Here is a 16,786-nt window from a genome sequence, read left to right as displayed (position 1 = left end):
CTTCTTGTGTAATATACTTAGTATACTAATATTATGATGTCAGGGTGGTTTTGTGGAATTGCATTTATACGAGCAGATATATGTCTCTATTGTACAAGAGATTAAAGAAGGTCGATTAAAAGAAGGAGACCGAGTCTCTTCTGAAAAAGAGTTGGCTGAAAAATTTGGCGTCAGTCGTATTACATCTAAAAAGGCTCTGGAGAAATTGGCAGATTCTGGGGTTATTAAACGAATACAAGGAAAAGGTTCATATGTGGCCGATGGTATAATTGGAGGACAAGAACCGAAGCACTATTCAGAGGTAATAACGAACTTGGTGCCTGAGGATGATAAGCGGTTGATCGGTTTTATTATACCGAATTTTTCTGACGAGTTTGGCCTACAACTTCTTAGATCGATGGAAAAGCGGAGTGCTGAGCATAATTATCAACTCATTATTAAGCGAACTTGCGGGGATCGGGATGAGGAAAAACGCGCGATCGACTTATTTATTGGTTTGGGCATCAAAGGATTAATTGTGACCCCCATTCATGGTCAACACTATAATTCGGAGCTGCTTCGACTTGTATTAGATCGGTTTCCAATTGTTTTGGTCGATAGATATCTAAAAGGAATTCCGGTTTGTTCGGTATACACAGACAATAAGAAAGCAGCCATGGATCTTACGCGTCATCTGATTAGCAAAGGTCATAAAAAAATTGCCTTTTTATCTCCGCCGGAAGAGAACACGTCAACATTGGAGGAAAGGCTGCTCGGATATACGTTTGCCTTCACCCAAGAAGGAATGAACTTGAACAAAGATTATGTATTGACGAACTTGAAGGGCACCCTTCCCATGAACATAAACGGGACAGCGATTGATAGTGATAAAGAAACAGTAAAGCATTTTTTAAAACAACACCCTGATGTAAAGGCGTTTGTCGCATCGGAATTTCTAATAGCTACCATGCTGGCTCAAGTCATCCACTCCATGGGGAAATCTTTGGAGGAATTCGAGATTGTTTGTTTCGACTCCCTGAACGATCACTTAGGTCAACCCATCTTCACACATATTAAGCAGGATGAGAATCAGATGGGTGAATTGGCAGTGGATATGCTAATCTCTCAGTTGCATGGAACAGCAGTTCCCGAGCTGAACATCATTGAACATCGTATGGTCGTGAAAAATAACAGGTAGGGTTAATACAAGCGCAGCTCAACAAAAGCAAGCATATTGTTCAAGGTGTCGAGAAGTCCCCGGGGGCTTATCGGCACCTTTTTTGATATCAGAAATAAACTTCGAAGCATGGACCTTCCTTACCTGGGAGATTAACGAACCTTGAAACGTCGATTTATATATCTAATTATAACCTTACGTCATGAATATTTATGTCGTAATATTGCAATTGACATGCTTCGTAATGTCATATTAATATACTTAGTATAATTAGTATAGCCAGCAGGATTCTTATAACCAATTCACTTTGTTCGTCATTTTCTGATTTGAATAGTTCATATCACCAGTCTTGTTAGCGCTTACATAAAATGTGGATTGATCAGAAAATGGAGTGGATTCTATAGGAATTCAAGTTAAACTAATTAATTTAACTTAAGGGGGACTTTGAATGAGGAGATCCAAAAAATTCGCATTTCCAATTCTTGTTTACTTTCTGGCTATGTCACTACTTGTAACCGCTTGCTCAACGAAGGGAGACTCAAGTGATCAGGCCGGAGAGGGGAATACAACGGTTACGATGTGGCATGGTCTTACCTCCATTGATTTAGATAATTTGAATAAAGTCGTGAAGGCATTTGAAGAGAAAAACCCTACCATCAAAATGAAATTGGTTTATACAGAATCCAGCGAGGGATCCGATCAGAAGCTGCTAACTGCAGTCGCAGGCGGCAATCCTCCTGACGTTGCACTTTTCGACCGTTTTAAGGTCGGTACTTGGGCTGCGCAAGGTTCTCTGACTGACTTATCCTCGATGGCAGCAGAATCCGGGATTCTTAAGGAAATGTATTATCCATTTGCTTGGGAGGAGTCCAGTTATCAAGGAAAGCTTTATGCAATGCCGATGGATACGGACTCTCGCCTGCTATTTTACAATAAGGATCATTTCACAGAAGTAGGGCTCGATCCCAACAAACCACCACAAACGATCGCCGAGCTTGAAGCGGCCGCCGAAAAGTTAACCATTAAGGATGGTAAACGTTTCAAACGGATCGGGTTCATCCCATGGTATTCGCAAGGCTGGCTGTACACTTGGGGTTGGGCATTTGGAGGAGAATTCCAGGACGCTGCCACCGGCAAAATTACCGCAAATGATCCTAAAGTCGTTGAAGCACTACAATGGATGACCGACTTCGGCAAAAAATACAATGTCGAGGATATTGCCGGATTCACAAGCGCAGCTGGCACGGAGGAAATGGATCCGTTCATTTCCGGTCAAGTCAGCATGAAGATAAGTGGAAACTTTACGGTGAAGGGTATCGAAAAATTTAAGCCGGATTTAAATTACGGTGTTGCACCAATACCGACCCCAACAGGTACTAATTTTACGACATGGTCGGGAGGCGGGTCCGCTATTATCCCTAAAGGCGCCAAGAACGTTGCTGCTGCTTGGAAATTCCTCGAATTCTTAGGGAAAGAAGAGGGGCAAACGTTATTAAACGCTGACTCTCAAATTTCTGTTATCGATTCGGTTAACGACAAGTACGGTTACAAGGACGATCCGATTATGAAGGAATTTATTGAAATTTTGCCAAATTCACACAACCGCCCGGTTATTCCTGAAGGACAGCTATTGTGGAATGAGTTAGCTTCCGCTACGGAAAAGGCTACCCGCGGTAACGGTACTCCGAAAGAGAACCTGGATAGAGTAACAGAGACTATTAATAAAGCTTTAGAAAAATACGACAAATAGGGTGCTTGGTAGGCAGGGAGAGAACTCTCTCTCCTTGCCTATTAATGAATGACAATTGGAAGGAGAATGCAAATGGCGAAACTGGCCGATTCAGTTCAAGTAAACGCAATTCCATCGGCAAGGAAACGAGCACTCCACAGAACTAACGTGATTGGGTGGCTGTTTGCTTCACCTTGGGCTATAGGGCTGCTATGCTTTTATGCAATTCCGATGCTAATGTCCATCTACTTCAGCTTCACTACTTACAGCATTCTGCAGCCTGGTGAATTTGTCGGAATGAGTAATTATAAAGATCTTTTCCATGATCCTCTGTTTTGGAAATCCATTTACAACACGCTTTATTTCACCGTATTTTTTGTTCCATTAAGTATATTTTTCGGTGTGGCACTCGCTATGATGTTGAATATGAAGGTCAAGGGGATGGCTATATTCAGAACGATCTTTTTCTTGCCTACACTTGTTCCACAAGTGGCTTTGGCTGTTCTGTGGATGTGGCTGTTACATCCAAACTTCGGATTGGTGAACGGGATGTTAGCGAATATCGGTATCGATGGACCTTCTTGGCTTGGTGGTGAGTCGTGGTCCAAGCCTTCGCTCATCTTGATGTCGCTTTGGGGTATTGGGCAAGCCGTCGTCATCTACCTTGCTGGATTAGGAGACATCCCTGATGAATACTATGAAGCAGCGCAAATCGATGGAGCTAACTGGTTTCAGAAAACGAGAAAGGTAACCCTGCCTTTGCTCACTCCCGTTATTTTCTACAACCTTGTCATGGGAATGATCGGTGCATTTCAACAGTTTACTCTTCCCTATACGTTGACCAAAGGGCAAGGAACTCCTGCAAATTCCATGACTTTTTACGTCATGTATTTATATGAGAACGGATTCAGGTATTTCAAAATGGGTTATGCCTCCGCAATGGCCTGGATCTTATTTATTATCGTAATGGCATTAACCGGAATTATTTTTATTACGTCTAAACGCTGGGTTCATTATCAAGGCAAATAAGGAGGGGGAAGTAAGGGATGAATCCTACCGCTATCAAAAGAATCAATCGTGCGTTAGCCTATGTATGTCTAATTGTTGCTTCTGCATTTTTCATTATTCCTTTCATTTGGCTGCTCTCCACTTCTCTTAAACCACTCACACAAATCTTTACATTCCCACCAGAGTGGATTCCGCATCCAATTCTGTGGAGTAATTATTCCCGTGCCGTTGAGTATATCCCTTTCTGGACATATCTGAAAAACACGGCCATTATAACTATCGTTAGTACGCTGGGTGTGATCATATCCTGTCCCTTGGTTGCCTATAGTTTTGCCAAGTTAGAGTACCGTGGGAGAGGTATACTTTTTTTTGTGACCCTTGCTGTGATGATGATTCCCGGACAGGTGACGATGATTCCTCTATTCCTGTTGTTTACTAAATTAGGTTGGGTAGGAACATCTCTTCCACTGATTGTACCCCAATTTTTTGGAGTGCCCATTTACATTTTTCTATTGCGGCAGTTTTTCATGGGACTGCCTGATGCCCTGCGCGAAGCGGCTCGCTTAGACGGCGCTAGTGAATTCCGCATATATTTACAGATCATGTTTCCACTAGCCAAATCCGCCGTTTTAGCCGTGGCATTGTTTCAATTTATGGGGAGCTGGACTGATTTTATGGGGCCCTTGCTCTATTTAACCAATGAACCATCTTACACGGTTTCGCTCGGATTGCAGCAATTCCAGAGTCAAAAGGGATCTGAATGGGGGCTATTAATGGCCGTATCTACCTTGATGACATTACCTATTATTGTTTTGTTCTTTTTTCTTCAAAAGACGTTTATTAGCGGCATTACATTTAGCGGTATAAAAGGTTGAACAATCATACAGGGCGGAATAGATAGCCCCACTATAAATTGTAAAATCAAAAGAAACCGTTCCTTGGTAAATGGGTGTGTAAGCAACCATATACCAAAAGAGACGGTTTCTTTGTACATTCAACATATTATGAATTAACTTTACTTGCCAACCAATGAAAAAAGAAAGTATTTCTATTATACGATTGTATTTTTTATTATCCAAAAATGGATGGTGAAGAGTAACTGTTTGGAGTTGTTTCGACTCAAATTAATCATGTTATAGCTTGTGGTCTGCTATTGAAGTTGCTGTATATTATACTTCTCCATGACAGAGTTACGAAATGTTTCGTATTCTGATAACGCTTGTGCAGTGGAGGATTGAGGTACACTAAATTGAGTTATCCCTTCCAAGCTGAATTTTCCCAAGTTATCATTGATTAATCCATAATCACCAAAAGTATTTTTCATCAAGAAAAGTACACTTCTATCACCCTTCTGTAGTTCCATATAGTCATTAACTGTGTACTTGACGTCTCCTTCCAGACTGACGGGTTCGATGATCGTTAATTCGTTCTGATCTGAAGGGAAATCGTCGGGTTTCTTCAATATCTTATCAATCTTGATGTTTGTATTGGTGTGAAAGGATTGCATGGTCCCATCATCAAATGCAGTTATGATATGCTTGCGATCTTTGAAATTTTCTGTTGCATAGCCAATGACGATCAATTCAGCGAATGCATCCAGCTTATCTATTTCATGAAATGTTAGGGAGTTTGCTGAAAGGTTGACGACATTATGAATGGGCTTCTCCGGTTTTGATTGACCGTTCATATATGCTAATGTACCTATGGAGAAAGCTAGGAATAACAATACAATGGTTAATATTATTTTATTTTTGAAAAGAGACATGATCTCACCCACTCCGTGAATTTGAGTTTCTTGCAAGGATTTTGCTGCATTTCTACTATACACATAACTGAAAATTATTGTAAATTAATTATACAAATATTATAAAATGTAATTATTGAATTCAAAATTCAATAACTCAAGGGAACTATGGAAGGGATTGATTCCAATGACATTACAAAATTTGTTTCATGAAAAACCAACGAAGCTATGGAACGAGAGAATGGTTAAACACGGAGATGAGAGAAGAAGGAGCCAAGCGTTTTTTTATTTTATAGATAAGGGTGATAGATATGGAAAAAGGACTCATTATATTTTTGAACGGAACATCAAGTTCGGGGAAAACAAGCATCGCGATGGAAATGAAGAATCAGGGAGAATTTCCGTTTCATCATCTATCTGTAGATCAATTTCTTCATAATTATGATCAGTTTATCGACACTACATATCCAGATATAAAACCGACAAGAGAAGTGGAACACCATGTGATGACCGATATCCTGTTCGACCCCATCAATTCACTGTACTGTGCAACCATTAAACTGTTTTCGGAGATGGGTCTGAATGTCATCGTGGATACGGTCATCAGCAATGACAAGTGGTTTAATGATTTTTATGATTTATTATCGGATTATCCAATATTGTTTGTAGGTGTGCACTGCTCAAGAGAAGAACTCACCAGAAGAGAGCAGACCAGGGGAGATCGTGAGATTGGACTGGCCCATTCCCAATTCGACTACATTTACGCCTATGATGAATATGATCTGGAAGTGAATACGGAAGAGCTTAGCTCAGCTGCATGTGCGGAAAAGATATTAAGTTATATCAAGTCCGATCAGGAATACTCGGCATTTAGGAAGTTGGGTAGAAGAGAATGAAGCTGATTGCGTCAGATCATATTTGTTCTAATGAAGGTTAGGGATTCGGCCAAATCTTTTTCTTAGAGTTGCCAAGACCTAATAAGTAGATTTCATCAACATTCCCATAAGTATTAGAAAATGAAATTGTGAAGTCTTTACTACCACCGATAGGAAGTTTACTGCCTTTAATCTGAATGAATAATGAATTGTTATGATGTGAGAGGTAGTAGCCCTGATATCTGCTAATACTGTCTGCAAATCCACCTTTTATAGTAATGAGCTCAGGAGAAACTTCAGTTCTCGTAACCATAATCTCGTCAGGATCGATAACCTTGTTCAACATATAAAATCCAATGATAATAGGAAAAAAGACAATAATAACTGCGCTAACAATAATGCCATACTTCATGCTTGGTCGCATACTCATTATTCACCTCCATAATTAGATGATAGGAATCGATGTCTCAATACTCATTGGCATCGATTCCTTGTGTTTCATAAAAACAGAATTCTAGGTTTAGCATTAAGAGGCTCATTTGAATAATATACTAATTCATTTTTTTGTATAGAGATAAGGGGAGGTTACGGATGGAAACTAAAGCTATGAATCCAGAAGACCATATCCAACATATGTTGCAGGCGATCATCGAAAAAAACACAATCCATCATTAAGGATAGCAGTAAACAATTCCTCGGCTCACTGGAATATTTCCTGGGACATATTGTAGACTATCGTGATGTAAAGCAATACCTGACAGATGAGTGGCATATCCGCACACCGCGCTGGCTAGGGGAGTATGGAAATACGCCGAAGGAAGACGAGCTCCTTTCAGACATCTACCGACTGCAAGCGTATATCGCTGAGAAATTAAAGGGCGGATAAGCGGCTGGTGATGTCGCATTAGTCCGACTCAAATGTCGCAAAAGTACATGGTAACGCGATGCGGAGATCGTTTATACTCTCTTTATGTTTCGATAATGAAAATCATTATCAGTATTATACATAAGGGGGATTCATCATGAATCAAGGAACAAAGGGGCAGGCTGCCGGAAGCAAGGCATATGCTGCTCGCAAATCACGATTATTCATGGGCTTGATGTTAGCCCTTATTCTTGTCCTGACGGCTTGCGGTGCCGGAACAAGTACAGATAGCGGCAAGCCGCCTGCGGCAACGCCAGCGGAGACACCTGCGAATGAAGGAACTCAGACGGACGGAGCTTTTCCCGTAACGATCACGCATATGAAGGGTGAGCTGACGCTAAACGAAAAACCTAAGAAAATTGCGGTGCTTGATGTTAAGTTTCTCGATCAAATGTTAGCGGTTGGCGAGAAGCCGGCTGGCAGTGTTATCGCTGGAGGCAACACCGATTTTCCTGAATACTTAGGCGATCAGCCGAGTGATGTACAGGTTCTGGGTACACGGGACGAGCCTAATCTGGAAGCGATTGTAGCGTTGGCCCCGGATCTGATTATCATGACTGATTTCCAGGAGAAGCAGTATGAGAGTGTAAGCAAAATTGCACCTACCCTGGTACTTGATTTTTACGAAGACTGGCGGAATACTTTAGCCACAGTTGCTAAGATTACAGACAAGCAGGACGAGGCAGAGAAAGTGCGCACGGCGTATGAGGAAAAAGTTGCTGGAATGAAGACCAAGCTTGCGGAGAAGCTGGGTGATGAGACGGTAGCGCTGATTCGTCCGCGTAAAGAAGGCATTCGTGTTCATGGGATCGAGCATCGTACAGGTGTTATTCTGTATCAGGATCTGGGCTTGAATATGCCTGCACTGGTTGAGGGAATCAAGGATGATACTTCTGTTGAAATCTCAATGGAGAAGGTGCCTGAGATTGGCGCAGATCGTTATTTTGTACTGTCAGATGAACTGTTTGCGGCAGAAGCTGAGGCTATGGTAAGTAATCCGGTGTGGAAGTCCCTTGATGCTGTGAAAAATAACCGCACGTATGACGTAAACTCAACACTTTGGATCGCATATTACGGACCTCTTGCGATTAATCTAATTGTAGATCAGGCATCGGAAGCTCTGCTCGGATCGAATTAATATGAACTCATATCTCTCGACAGACTTATGGAAAGAGACCGTGGAGGATCATTCGATTTTGCTTGGTGAGCCGCCTGAACATAGTGTCCGTACCATTGCTCTGAGTGAGCTGCGTGACGAAGCGGCATGCCGAGAGTATATCAGTTGGTTTCAGGAGTACATTGATGCGCCTGACATGAAGGTTGCCGCTTCGATGTTAGCCAAGCGAATTGGCTATCTGTGGGCGGCTCCGCTGGTGACCGCGATGACTTTTCATCATCAGCATGTTTCGTTTCAGCTGGAGAACAGCTTTCTCTATCATCCGGCGCTCTCAGATCATGAAGGCGGCACACGATTTCCTTTTCTAGCGGTGAATGGACTTCGGGCAGAACCACTATCGGAAGACAGGGAATTCTCGCGGGAAAAGGTGGTAGAGGAGATGTTTGCAGTACAGCTTACACCGCTGTTAAAGACGCTTGCTGTGATTGCGCCTCTTTCCATGAGTATCCTTTGGGAGAATATCATGGTACGCATTGGCCGCCTATACACAACGGATGAAAACGAGACGGAGCAGGAAAGAGAGCAAATTCAGGCAGACTTTGCCTATCTGACGCAGGTGGCATCCGGGCAGATTTTCGGCGTGAGAAAGAATCCGTTAACTCGCTTCACCGAATGCAAAGACAATGGCTACGTTGCCAAAAGCGAGCGGATCACCTGTTGTTTTTATTATCAGATGTCAGGGGAATATTGCAGAAAATGTCCGAAAATTGACAATGAGAATAAATCTCAATTAAAATGACAACAGCAACCATTTTACCTTTGCTATTGTCAGGAGATGAGAGAAATGCCGCTGCAAGAACAGACAAGTCTATGGAGTGATACGACGATCAAGATGCTTGACGGGTATAGCGGTACTTTGCAGACAGGCAGTGTTCTTAGCGAAACAGAATTAACTTCAAATGTGTTGCTGCTGGTATGCGGAGGGGAAGGGGAGTTTGCAATGAATGGTGAGGTTTGCCACATTGGAGCTTCTTTTGCCTGTCATGTGGTGGAGGGCACATCCTTCACGCTGACCGCCAGATCAGACGAACTTTATTATATAGTGATCAATTATAAGGCTTCTTCTATGGAAGGAGCCTCTCATGTTATACCCTCATATCGCAAACACCCACTGCAAACTTCGTTTATTCAGAATCCGGTGACCCAAGCGGAATGGATCGAGAATGCGGAAAAAATCGTTGCCAAATGGCGTCGTGGCGAAGGGCTGGAACGTTTTCATGCCAATGCGTTGCTCCAGATGATGATCTACGAACTGATCATGGAGTATGAATGTGGTCAAGGCGGAGCAGAGTCCGACATGGTGGATGTTGTCGTGTCATATATATCATCGCATTATCGTCAGAATCTGGAGCTTAAAGAGCTGGCAGCCCTCGCTGGGTGCAGTGTAAGACAGTTGCAGCGACGATTCAAACAAGAGAAGCAGCTCGGACCGATGGAGTACGTCATCCAGCTACGCATGGAGAATGCATCGCGGATGCTGCATCATACGGATGCTCCCATTGGGGAAATTGCTGACAAAATGGGCTACCGTGACATGTATTATTTCAGTAGGGCGTTCAAGAAATATTATGGCGTTCCTCCGCTGCGTTATCGGCTTGCTGCCGCTTCGGAAACAGATGCAAACTATGCTCATTCCTTGCTGCGGAATCGATTGGCTTCTTCGTATGAGTCAGCCCAAGGCCCGGTGATCTGCCATATGCGAGGAGAGTATACTGTCACCGAGTTACCGCAACGTATCGCTGTACTTGATGTCCAGTATGCCGATCATTTGATTGCGCTTGGGTTGTCTCCAGCGGGAAGTGTAGGAGTAGGAAGTGCAACGTTCCATTTCCCGCAATATATCAGGGCAGGACTTCAAACTACCGAATTGCTCGGAACGTATGAGTACCCTGATCTGCTTGCTGTGGAACGACTGTCTCCAGATCTGATTATTTGCACCGAGGTGCATGATCAGCACATTGAACGGTTAAGCCGGATCGCTCCAGTGATTATGTTCAAGCGTAATGAGAGCTGGCAGAACATCCTGAGTCTGTTCGGTGAACTGACAGGCAAGCGGGCAGAGGCCAAGCGTATACTTGCGGATTATCATCGACGTACTGCTTTGCTGTCCGAAGAACTGGCTCCAGTACTGGCAGGTAAAAGTGTGGCATTGATTCGTCCGCTGGACTCTCTCGTTCGGGTTCACTCTGCCGCTCATCGTACAGGTGCTGTGTTGTACCGTGATCTGGGTCTGCCTGTTCCGTTATTTGTATCCGATACCGCTGACACAGCCTATCATATCTCGGTTGATAGATTAACGGCTGTACAAGCCAGTCACTACTTTTTGCTCAGTAATGAGCTTATGCAGGATGGGATATCCGCGACAGAACAGCGTGTGTGGGGGATGCTGGATACGGGTGAGCGACAGCAAATACATTCCGTAGATGCTGCGACATGGATCGGCTGTTATGGACCGACAGGCATTAATGGCATTGTGGATCAGATTGAACAGGCGTTGTTGGCTTGAGGGGTTATGATTTTTTTGTTGTTTGTAAAACGGCAAGGTAGCTCTTTGATACGGCTCATCGTAAATCATATTATAACTTATTGAAATTGCTTGCAGATTTAATATTGACGGTAATTGCAATTTAGCCTCACGTAATGTAAAATTACTTGATGGAAAAAACATGAAGGAGTGGGAGTATGAGGTGGAAACGGAAGACTTACATTCAGTCGACTTGCGTAATTTCATATTTTCATTCCATTAGGACACTAAAGCATTTATTGCTTTAGTGTTTTTATTTTATGGGGGTGTAATAATTGTCAAGGTACAAAAGGGTTCTCGTTAAGCTAAGTGGTGGAGCAGTAGCAGGAAACTCTGAATTTGGTTTTGAGCCAGAAAGGTTAGACCATATTGCGGATGAAATTATGTCAGTAGTAAATTTAGGCGTTGAAGTATCGTTAGTTATAGGTGGGGGTAACATTTTCAGAGGCAATATGGCGGAAAGCTGGGGGATAGAAAGGGCAGAAGCTGATAACATTGGGACGCTTGCGACTGTAGTAAATAGTTTAATGCTTCGTGGAGTTCTTAAAGCCAAGACCAAAAAAGAAGTACGAGTAATGACCGCAATACCTATTACTTCAGTTGCAGAACCATACATCCGTCTAAGAGCAATCCACCATCTAGAAAAAGGCTATATTGTAATTTTTGCAGGGGGGAACGGTCAACCTTACGTTACAACAGACTATCCTTCAGTACAAAGAGCCATCGAGGTTAATTGTGACGCTATATTAGTTGCAAAGCAAGGTGTTAATGGTGTTCTTAATGCAGACCCTAAATTTGATAAAGATGCAAGGAAATTTCGTTCGCTTCATTACAACGACGTTTTAAAACACAACTTAAAGGTAATGGACCAATCAGCTTTCATTTTAGCAAGAGACTACAATCTGCCAATGCATGTGTTTAACTTCGATAAACCAGGCTCGATGAAAGAAATCTGTGAGGGTAAGAATAATGGTACGATAATTAGTGGCGAATCAGTTTCAGAGTTGGAATGAAATATGTTAGCAATACTACTCTCCCTTGATTTAGCGAAACGATAGTTCCACAAAAGAGAAGTTCTATTCAAAATCCCACTCGGCCATGGAGTGGGATTTTGTTTATGGATCAACAAAGTCAGACCTCCCAAGCTTAAAGCAAGTTAGATATTCATAATCTTTTAAGTTGGGGTAATACCAGCGTCACTGTCACCACGTGCAAGCGTATGGGTTAGATTGGAAATTGTTGCTTGTGATTTAGATAACATAAAGTTAACCTTATTCATAAATAATGTAAATTTTATGTCATTCCTTGCTTCAATTGCTCTGATATAATTTCTGCTAGAGCGAGCCTCCCAGTAAACAAGTAACAACTCAACCAGAACAAAACACTGAGGGAAAACTGATAAAGTCATCGGAAAGTAAAGAAAAAGTATCGCCCCATTTGTTATATAGCAATGAAGAATTATTCGCTGTATGGAAGTAGCTAATAGCACATGGTGATATAAAAAGAAGGAACAGAAGATTTCAATCCATACGGGGATTAATTCAGTTAGCAATCGAGTAAACATGCGAAATCATAACTTCATAGTAGGAGTGTGAGATATGAAAAAAACAATATTGGCTTGTATGATGATAATGTTGATGCTAGCATCGGCTTGTGGAAATGTTGAAAAGACATCCAATCCCAATACTTCTAGTGAGCCTAAACCTGAAACTCAGGAGGCTATTATTCAAAAAAACACATCCGATTATTGTACGGTAGACCGTATAAGCTTGGATAGTGAAATTGAAAAATATTTCTATGGAACTTGGAAAGTTGAGAAGCTTTTAGGATTTGCAAATTCATATAATGATGCTTCTGAATATCCAACAGGGCAAAAATTTATTGGAGATAAAGTTATAATCGAAAAAGACTTTTTTTCATCAAAAGGACTTAAAAAGTATAAGAAATATCAATATGAACTAAAAAATCCATTATATCAGATTACGGCGACATGCTATAACTCTGACTCTTTTTATAGATATTATAAAATAGATATCCCAGACTTACATATAAATGATGAAATAAAGGCAATAGATATAAGTGACTCTTCTACAAAAATGAGCATACCTGTAAGTTTAAGCTTTTTAGCTGTTAATAACGATAGGCTTATCTTGTTATCAGAGGCAACTATTTTTGAGCTTAAAAAAATTATTGATTAACTGATTAAATGAATTAAGGTTATGTAATAAGTTCTGTGCTAATTTTTAAACAAGAAAAGGTCAGCCTCTTTAGGCTGATTCTTTTCTTGTTTATGTCGTAAAACGAGTAAACTGCAGTGTATTAACTGGATATTTGCGAGTAAAACCCGTGCCTTTACTAATTTTGAACAATTATCGTTTTCTTCTTTTGATCCGTATGGATAAGGGTTTGAGAAAACTAATGATTATCCCTTATTCGCCAATTCACCTTCGTAAATGTAACAATATGGGTTAATATATACGTAGTTCAGGCACTAGTAGGAGGTGATTCAATGAGAAAAAATATTGCAATAATCATACTAATGGTTGGATTGATAATAAGTATGTACTTCAACTATCAATTCAAAGCGTACAAAGACAATCAAAAAGTTGATTACACGATTAAACTAAATCATGGAACTCAAATTGGTATAAAAGAATCAATCCAGAATTTAGATTATGTGATAAAGAGTTTAAAAGACAATTCTTCGAAGGAAACAGTCATACACGCATTAGGAAATGTGGCAGTATCTTTGAAAGTGGGTGAAGAATCATTCGTCTTTCTGAAATCCGACTTCCGGGAAGATCAATTATCTTCAACCCATTTAATTTATAATGTGTTTAGAGATATGTATACGCATATAAGAGTAGAAATCATAGGCGAAATATTATCGAATAAGGTTTCGCTAGAAAAAGAATCGAGAAATCAACTTATTCAGGATATAGGACTGCTCAAACAAGATTTGGAGTATATTTATAGTCAATTTAACGAGGATATTCTGAAAGAACATAATCCTCAGTGGATTGAAAATAAATGGAAAGAGTTAATTGGAGAGATTGTAAATAGAAATACGGATTATAAGTTATATGAAAGAATGAAAATGAAATACAATCTATAAGTAGTTCTTGTAAGGCGATTGACATCTAAATAACAACATATCTACACCGCTTTGCTTTCGCTTCTTGGTCTGCTGAGAGTATTCGAAGAAGTGAAGTCGGCAGGTAACCCTGCACTATCTAATCGTGTCGCGGCAAGTCGCTGCACTCTTTGAGGTAGTGAGGGTTTGTAGATACACGAACGTTATGTGTAATACCAGAAAACCTAATAAGGAGAAGCTATGAACGAAAAAGCTAAAGGCAAATTAAAAAAGCAATTTCTATTCATCGTTCTATTTATTTTTATAATCGTAATTCAAGTAACTACCAATAACTTAGCATATCATCCTCCTGCATGGACAACTGCGTTATCAATTTTTTGCTTTATTATATTTTGTATACTTGGCCTTGTAACATACCTTGATCTCAAGAAACAAGAGCAGTTCAACACAATTGGACAAATAGTAGAGGTGAATAATAACATCGTAATAGTCAAAGGACTGGGACGAGGTAACACCAAAATTAAAATAAATGATAGTCACATCGTGAATATGATGCAGCCAAATGAACTCATTGAAATAACGAGATTAAAATATTCAAAAATGATAACGAAAATAGTATATAAAGACCAAGAGATCTATCCTTGATCAAGTCATTGAAGAGTGTGGTACTCATAAATAAAAATAGAGGATATATCTTGAAGTCCGTCTGAGGTAGAGGGAGTGAATGTAAATGAACAACATAAATTCTCATAATTGCAACCTAAATATAAGGTATGATCTGCCTGATGAGGTATGGGATAAAGTTTCTAAAGTGTATGAGCGTATGCCAGGGTGGATTGGTTATAAAAGTGGAGTTCCATATTGGTTTGGGTCTGAAGAGGAAGATGTTTTTATTGAGGCATCCGTAGAGCCTAGTGGATTATCATTTTATGCACAGATGAATATTGATGATTGGGTGTCTTGGATAGAAACATTTAAGCTGGAGCGTCAAAAGTGTTGGGCTTTGAAGTTGGTGAACCTGAAGATGGATATATGTGATGAAAGCCTAGTTCCTTCTCCTAATGTTCCCCTTTCGCAACAGGAAAGATGGATCGCAGACTTGGTGGCAAGCTTGCCTTCGATGATGCTGAAGGAACGACATATGAAGGCACCATTACAGAGTTAGAAAAGCCATATGTATTTGGTTTCGGTGAAAGTTGATGATCTGGTTAACATTTCATTGCAGGCAGAAGATCAAGGGTTGGGCAGACAGTTAATGTTTGTTGAGAAAACTCGATGGAGATAAATTTACATTAGTTTTTTGAGATAACAGACACAGATTCAGCATTAGTTGGAGGCGGACCGGAATATTTTGTTGTGTCTATTACAATGGATGATAATATATATACGCTGATGAACGATAAGCAGGGAAATAGTGAAATTTCTCTAGTTATTGGTGGTCAGTTAGGGTTCAAGGGCTTGTAAACACCAAATATTATGTGAAATTGTATTAAAAGAGTTGGAGTAGGTGAGTTCAGTGGTGGAGAGAAAATTCAAAAGTCATTTTTTTACATTATGCTACTGTCAGTTCCATTTGTAGTATTAGAGATTTTACTTTTATTAAAATATCCTAACACCGGATTAGGAAGAATCATAAGCTTGCCCATAACCTTTATGATGAATGGTATGATTATTCTGATCTCTTCTGGTTTAGTTTATTATTTGCTTAAATACACCGGATTTAGAGTCGTTGGACGAGTTATTGTAGGGTTAATGATATGTTTAACTCTTATCGTAACAATATGTTTATACCCGTAGGATTCATCCAAACATATTTCAGAAATTATAGTAGAAGATATTAAAAATTTCTGGATTAAATGAGGATTTCACTTGGTATATATTTTCTGATTAAACAATATTTTTTGGAGTGTTTCAGGTGGAATGAGACATCACATAACAAAAGTTTCGCGCTACGAGCATACGCCCTTGATTGTATGAAATAGATACAGTAGAAGCATAACTTATCCACACAGGTTTTATCCTAAGATAAGAGCTATCTAAAATGAAGCCAGTCGCGAATCTTTGAATGTTAGGCGAAATCCATACATCAATTCTTAAAGAGGTGAAACTCCTGAAAGACAAAACCGAAGTAATGGCTTATTTTAGTTTGTTTGGAGATGAATTCGATCCGAATTATGTAACTTCAATACTTAAAATTGAACCTACGAATACGGCTTATAAAGGCGATATAATTAACAAAAGGCATCGAATAAAAGAAACATCATGGACATTAGGTACAGAGTATGAAGAATCATTAGATGTAAATCACCAATTAACAAAAGTAGTTGATCTATTAAAAAATAAAGTGAAAGAAATCAATTCGATTCGGATTGAACATCGATTATTTACGAAATTTTTCATTGTAATCAGAATAGAAGAGGGCAAAACTCCTGCTCTTTATTTCGATTCTGATTTTATTGAATTTGTTAATATGATTCATGCTGAAATTGATGTTGATTTGTATGCAAATCCATACAATGAAGAATCAGAATAAGAAATAAAGTTTTTAAAACAC

General features: G+C 40.1%; 17 protein-coding genes. 14 read left to right on the top strand and 3 right to left on the bottom strand.

Translation table 11 applies throughout. The features are described 5' to 3' along the window. Positions 1–52: 52 nt before the first annotated feature. From ACR1R9_RS19535 to ACR1R9_RS19520, 4 genes are all read left to right on the top strand, one after another. Positions 53–1,177: a GntR family transcriptional regulator gene (locus tag ACR1R9_RS19535; protein ID WP_433922940.1), complete on the top strand. Its 1,125-nt coding sequence runs from the start codon at positions 53–55 to the stop codon at positions 1,175–1,177. 427 nt (positions 1,178–1,604) lie between these two features. Continuing rightward, positions 1,605–2,906 carry an ABC transporter substrate-binding protein gene (locus tag ACR1R9_RS19530; RefSeq protein WP_433922941.1) on the top strand — a complete coding sequence of 434 codons (1,302 nt, stop codon included), beginning with the start codon at positions 1,605–1,607 and terminating at the stop codon, positions 2,904–2,906. 72 nt (positions 2,907–2,978) lie between these two features. Beyond that, positions 2,979–3,914 carry a carbohydrate ABC transporter permease gene (locus ACR1R9_RS19525; protein WP_072734217.1) on the top strand — a complete coding sequence of 312 codons (936 nt, stop codon included), beginning with the start codon at positions 2,979–2,981 and terminating at the stop codon, positions 3,912–3,914. 17 nt (positions 3,915–3,931) lie between these two features. Then, positions 3,932–4,768: a carbohydrate ABC transporter permease gene (locus ACR1R9_RS19520; RefSeq protein WP_072734216.1), complete on the top strand. Its 837-nt coding sequence runs from the start codon at positions 3,932–3,934 to the stop codon at positions 4,766–4,768. Between the two features lie 275 nt (positions 4,769–5,043). On the opposite strand, the gene ACR1R9_RS19515 is transcribed toward ACR1R9_RS19520, so the two are convergent. Next, positions 5,044–5,694, bottom strand: coding sequence for a hypothetical protein (locus ACR1R9_RS19515; RefSeq protein ID WP_433922943.1), 651 nt, complete (start codon positions 5,692–5,694; stop codon positions 5,044–5,046). Between the two features lie 254 nt (positions 5,695–5,948). On the opposite strand from ACR1R9_RS19515, the gene ACR1R9_RS19510 reads away from it, so the two are divergent. Then, entirely contained in the window at positions 5,949–6,533 is a 585-nt protein-coding gene (locus tag ACR1R9_RS19510) for a chloramphenicol phosphotransferase CPT family protein (protein ID WP_433922944.1), read from the top strand. A gap of 37 nt (positions 6,534–6,570) precedes the next feature. On the opposite strand, the gene ACR1R9_RS19505 is transcribed toward ACR1R9_RS19510, so the two are convergent. After that, the gene (locus ACR1R9_RS19505; RefSeq protein ID WP_433922945.1) at positions 6,571–6,942 is read right to left on the bottom strand and encodes a hypothetical protein; all 372 of its coding nucleotides are present in this window, start codon (positions 6,940–6,942) and stop codon (positions 6,571–6,573) included. Between the two features lie 592 nt (positions 6,943–7,534). Between ACR1R9_RS19505 and ACR1R9_RS19500 the strand changes: the two genes are divergently transcribed. The 4 genes from ACR1R9_RS19500 to pyrH all read left to right on the top strand — a co-directional run bounded on the left by ACR1R9_RS19500 (position 7,535) and on the right by pyrH (position 12,151). Next, positions 7,535–8,575 carry an ABC transporter substrate-binding protein gene (locus ACR1R9_RS19500; protein ID WP_433922946.1) on the top strand — a complete coding sequence of 347 codons (1,041 nt, stop codon included), beginning with the start codon at positions 7,535–7,537 and terminating at the stop codon, positions 8,573–8,575. A 1-nt stretch (position 8,576) separates the two neighbouring features. Further along, the gene (locus ACR1R9_RS19495) at positions 8,577–9,353 is read left to right on the top strand and encodes a (2Fe-2S)-binding protein (protein ID WP_433922947.1); all 777 of its coding nucleotides are present in this window, start codon (positions 8,577–8,579) and stop codon (positions 9,351–9,353) included. A 45-nt stretch (positions 9,354–9,398) separates the two neighbouring features. After that, positions 9,399–11,120 (top strand): helix-turn-helix domain-containing protein, encoded by a 1,722-nt coding sequence (locus ACR1R9_RS19490; protein WP_433922948.1) that lies wholly within the window; start codon positions 9,399–9,401, stop codon positions 11,118–11,120. A gap of 293 nt (positions 11,121–11,413) precedes the next feature. After that, a complete protein-coding gene (pyrH, locus tag ACR1R9_RS19485; protein ID WP_090808336.1) occupies positions 11,414–12,151 on the top strand; it encodes a UMP kinase in 738 nt (245 codons plus the stop codon). 161 nt (positions 12,152–12,312) lie between these two features. Here the strand turns inward: pyrH and ACR1R9_RS19480 are convergent, their stop codons facing one another. After that, positions 12,313–12,546 (bottom strand): hypothetical protein, encoded by a 234-nt coding sequence (locus ACR1R9_RS19480; RefSeq protein WP_433922949.1) that lies wholly within the window; start codon positions 12,544–12,546, stop codon positions 12,313–12,315. 190 nt (positions 12,547–12,736) lie between these two features. Here ACR1R9_RS19480 and ACR1R9_RS19475 point away from each other — a divergent pair, with 190 nt between their 5' ends. From ACR1R9_RS19475 to ACR1R9_RS19455, 5 genes are all read left to right on the top strand, one after another. Continuing rightward, complete coding sequence (locus ACR1R9_RS19475) at positions 12,737–13,336, top strand: hypothetical protein (RefSeq protein WP_433922950.1); 600 nt, start codon at positions 12,737–12,739, stop codon at positions 13,334–13,336. A 311-nt stretch (positions 13,337–13,647) separates the two neighbouring features. Then, positions 13,648–14,253 carry an oxidoreductase gene (locus ACR1R9_RS19470; RefSeq protein ID WP_433922951.1) on the top strand — a complete coding sequence of 202 codons (606 nt, stop codon included), beginning with the start codon at positions 13,648–13,650 and terminating at the stop codon, positions 14,251–14,253. A gap of 219 nt (positions 14,254–14,472) precedes the next feature. Next, positions 14,473–14,877, top strand: a complete 405-nt coding sequence (locus ACR1R9_RS19465) for a hypothetical protein (protein ID WP_076290100.1) — start codon at positions 14,473–14,475, stop codon at positions 14,875–14,877. Between the two features lie 85 nt (positions 14,878–14,962). Then, positions 14,963–15,397 carry a hypothetical protein gene (locus tag ACR1R9_RS19460; RefSeq protein ID WP_433922952.1) on the top strand — a complete coding sequence of 145 codons (435 nt, stop codon included), beginning with the start codon at positions 14,963–14,965 and terminating at the stop codon, positions 15,395–15,397. 900 nt (positions 15,398–16,297) lie between these two features. Next, positions 16,298–16,765, top strand: coding sequence for a DUF4279 domain-containing protein (locus tag ACR1R9_RS19455; RefSeq protein WP_433922953.1), 468 nt, complete (start codon positions 16,298–16,300; stop codon positions 16,763–16,765). The last annotated feature ends 21 nt before the right edge of the window (positions 16,766–16,786 follow it).

Origin of the sequence: Paenibacillus taichungensis (assembly GCF_050994985.1) — a bacterium.
GTDB classification, from domain to species: Bacteria; Bacillota; Bacilli; order Paenibacillales; family Paenibacillaceae; genus Paenibacillus; species Paenibacillus taichungensis.
The sequence above is the reverse complement of the archived record's forward strand: the minus strand, read 5'-3'. Positions and strand labels throughout refer to the sequence as shown.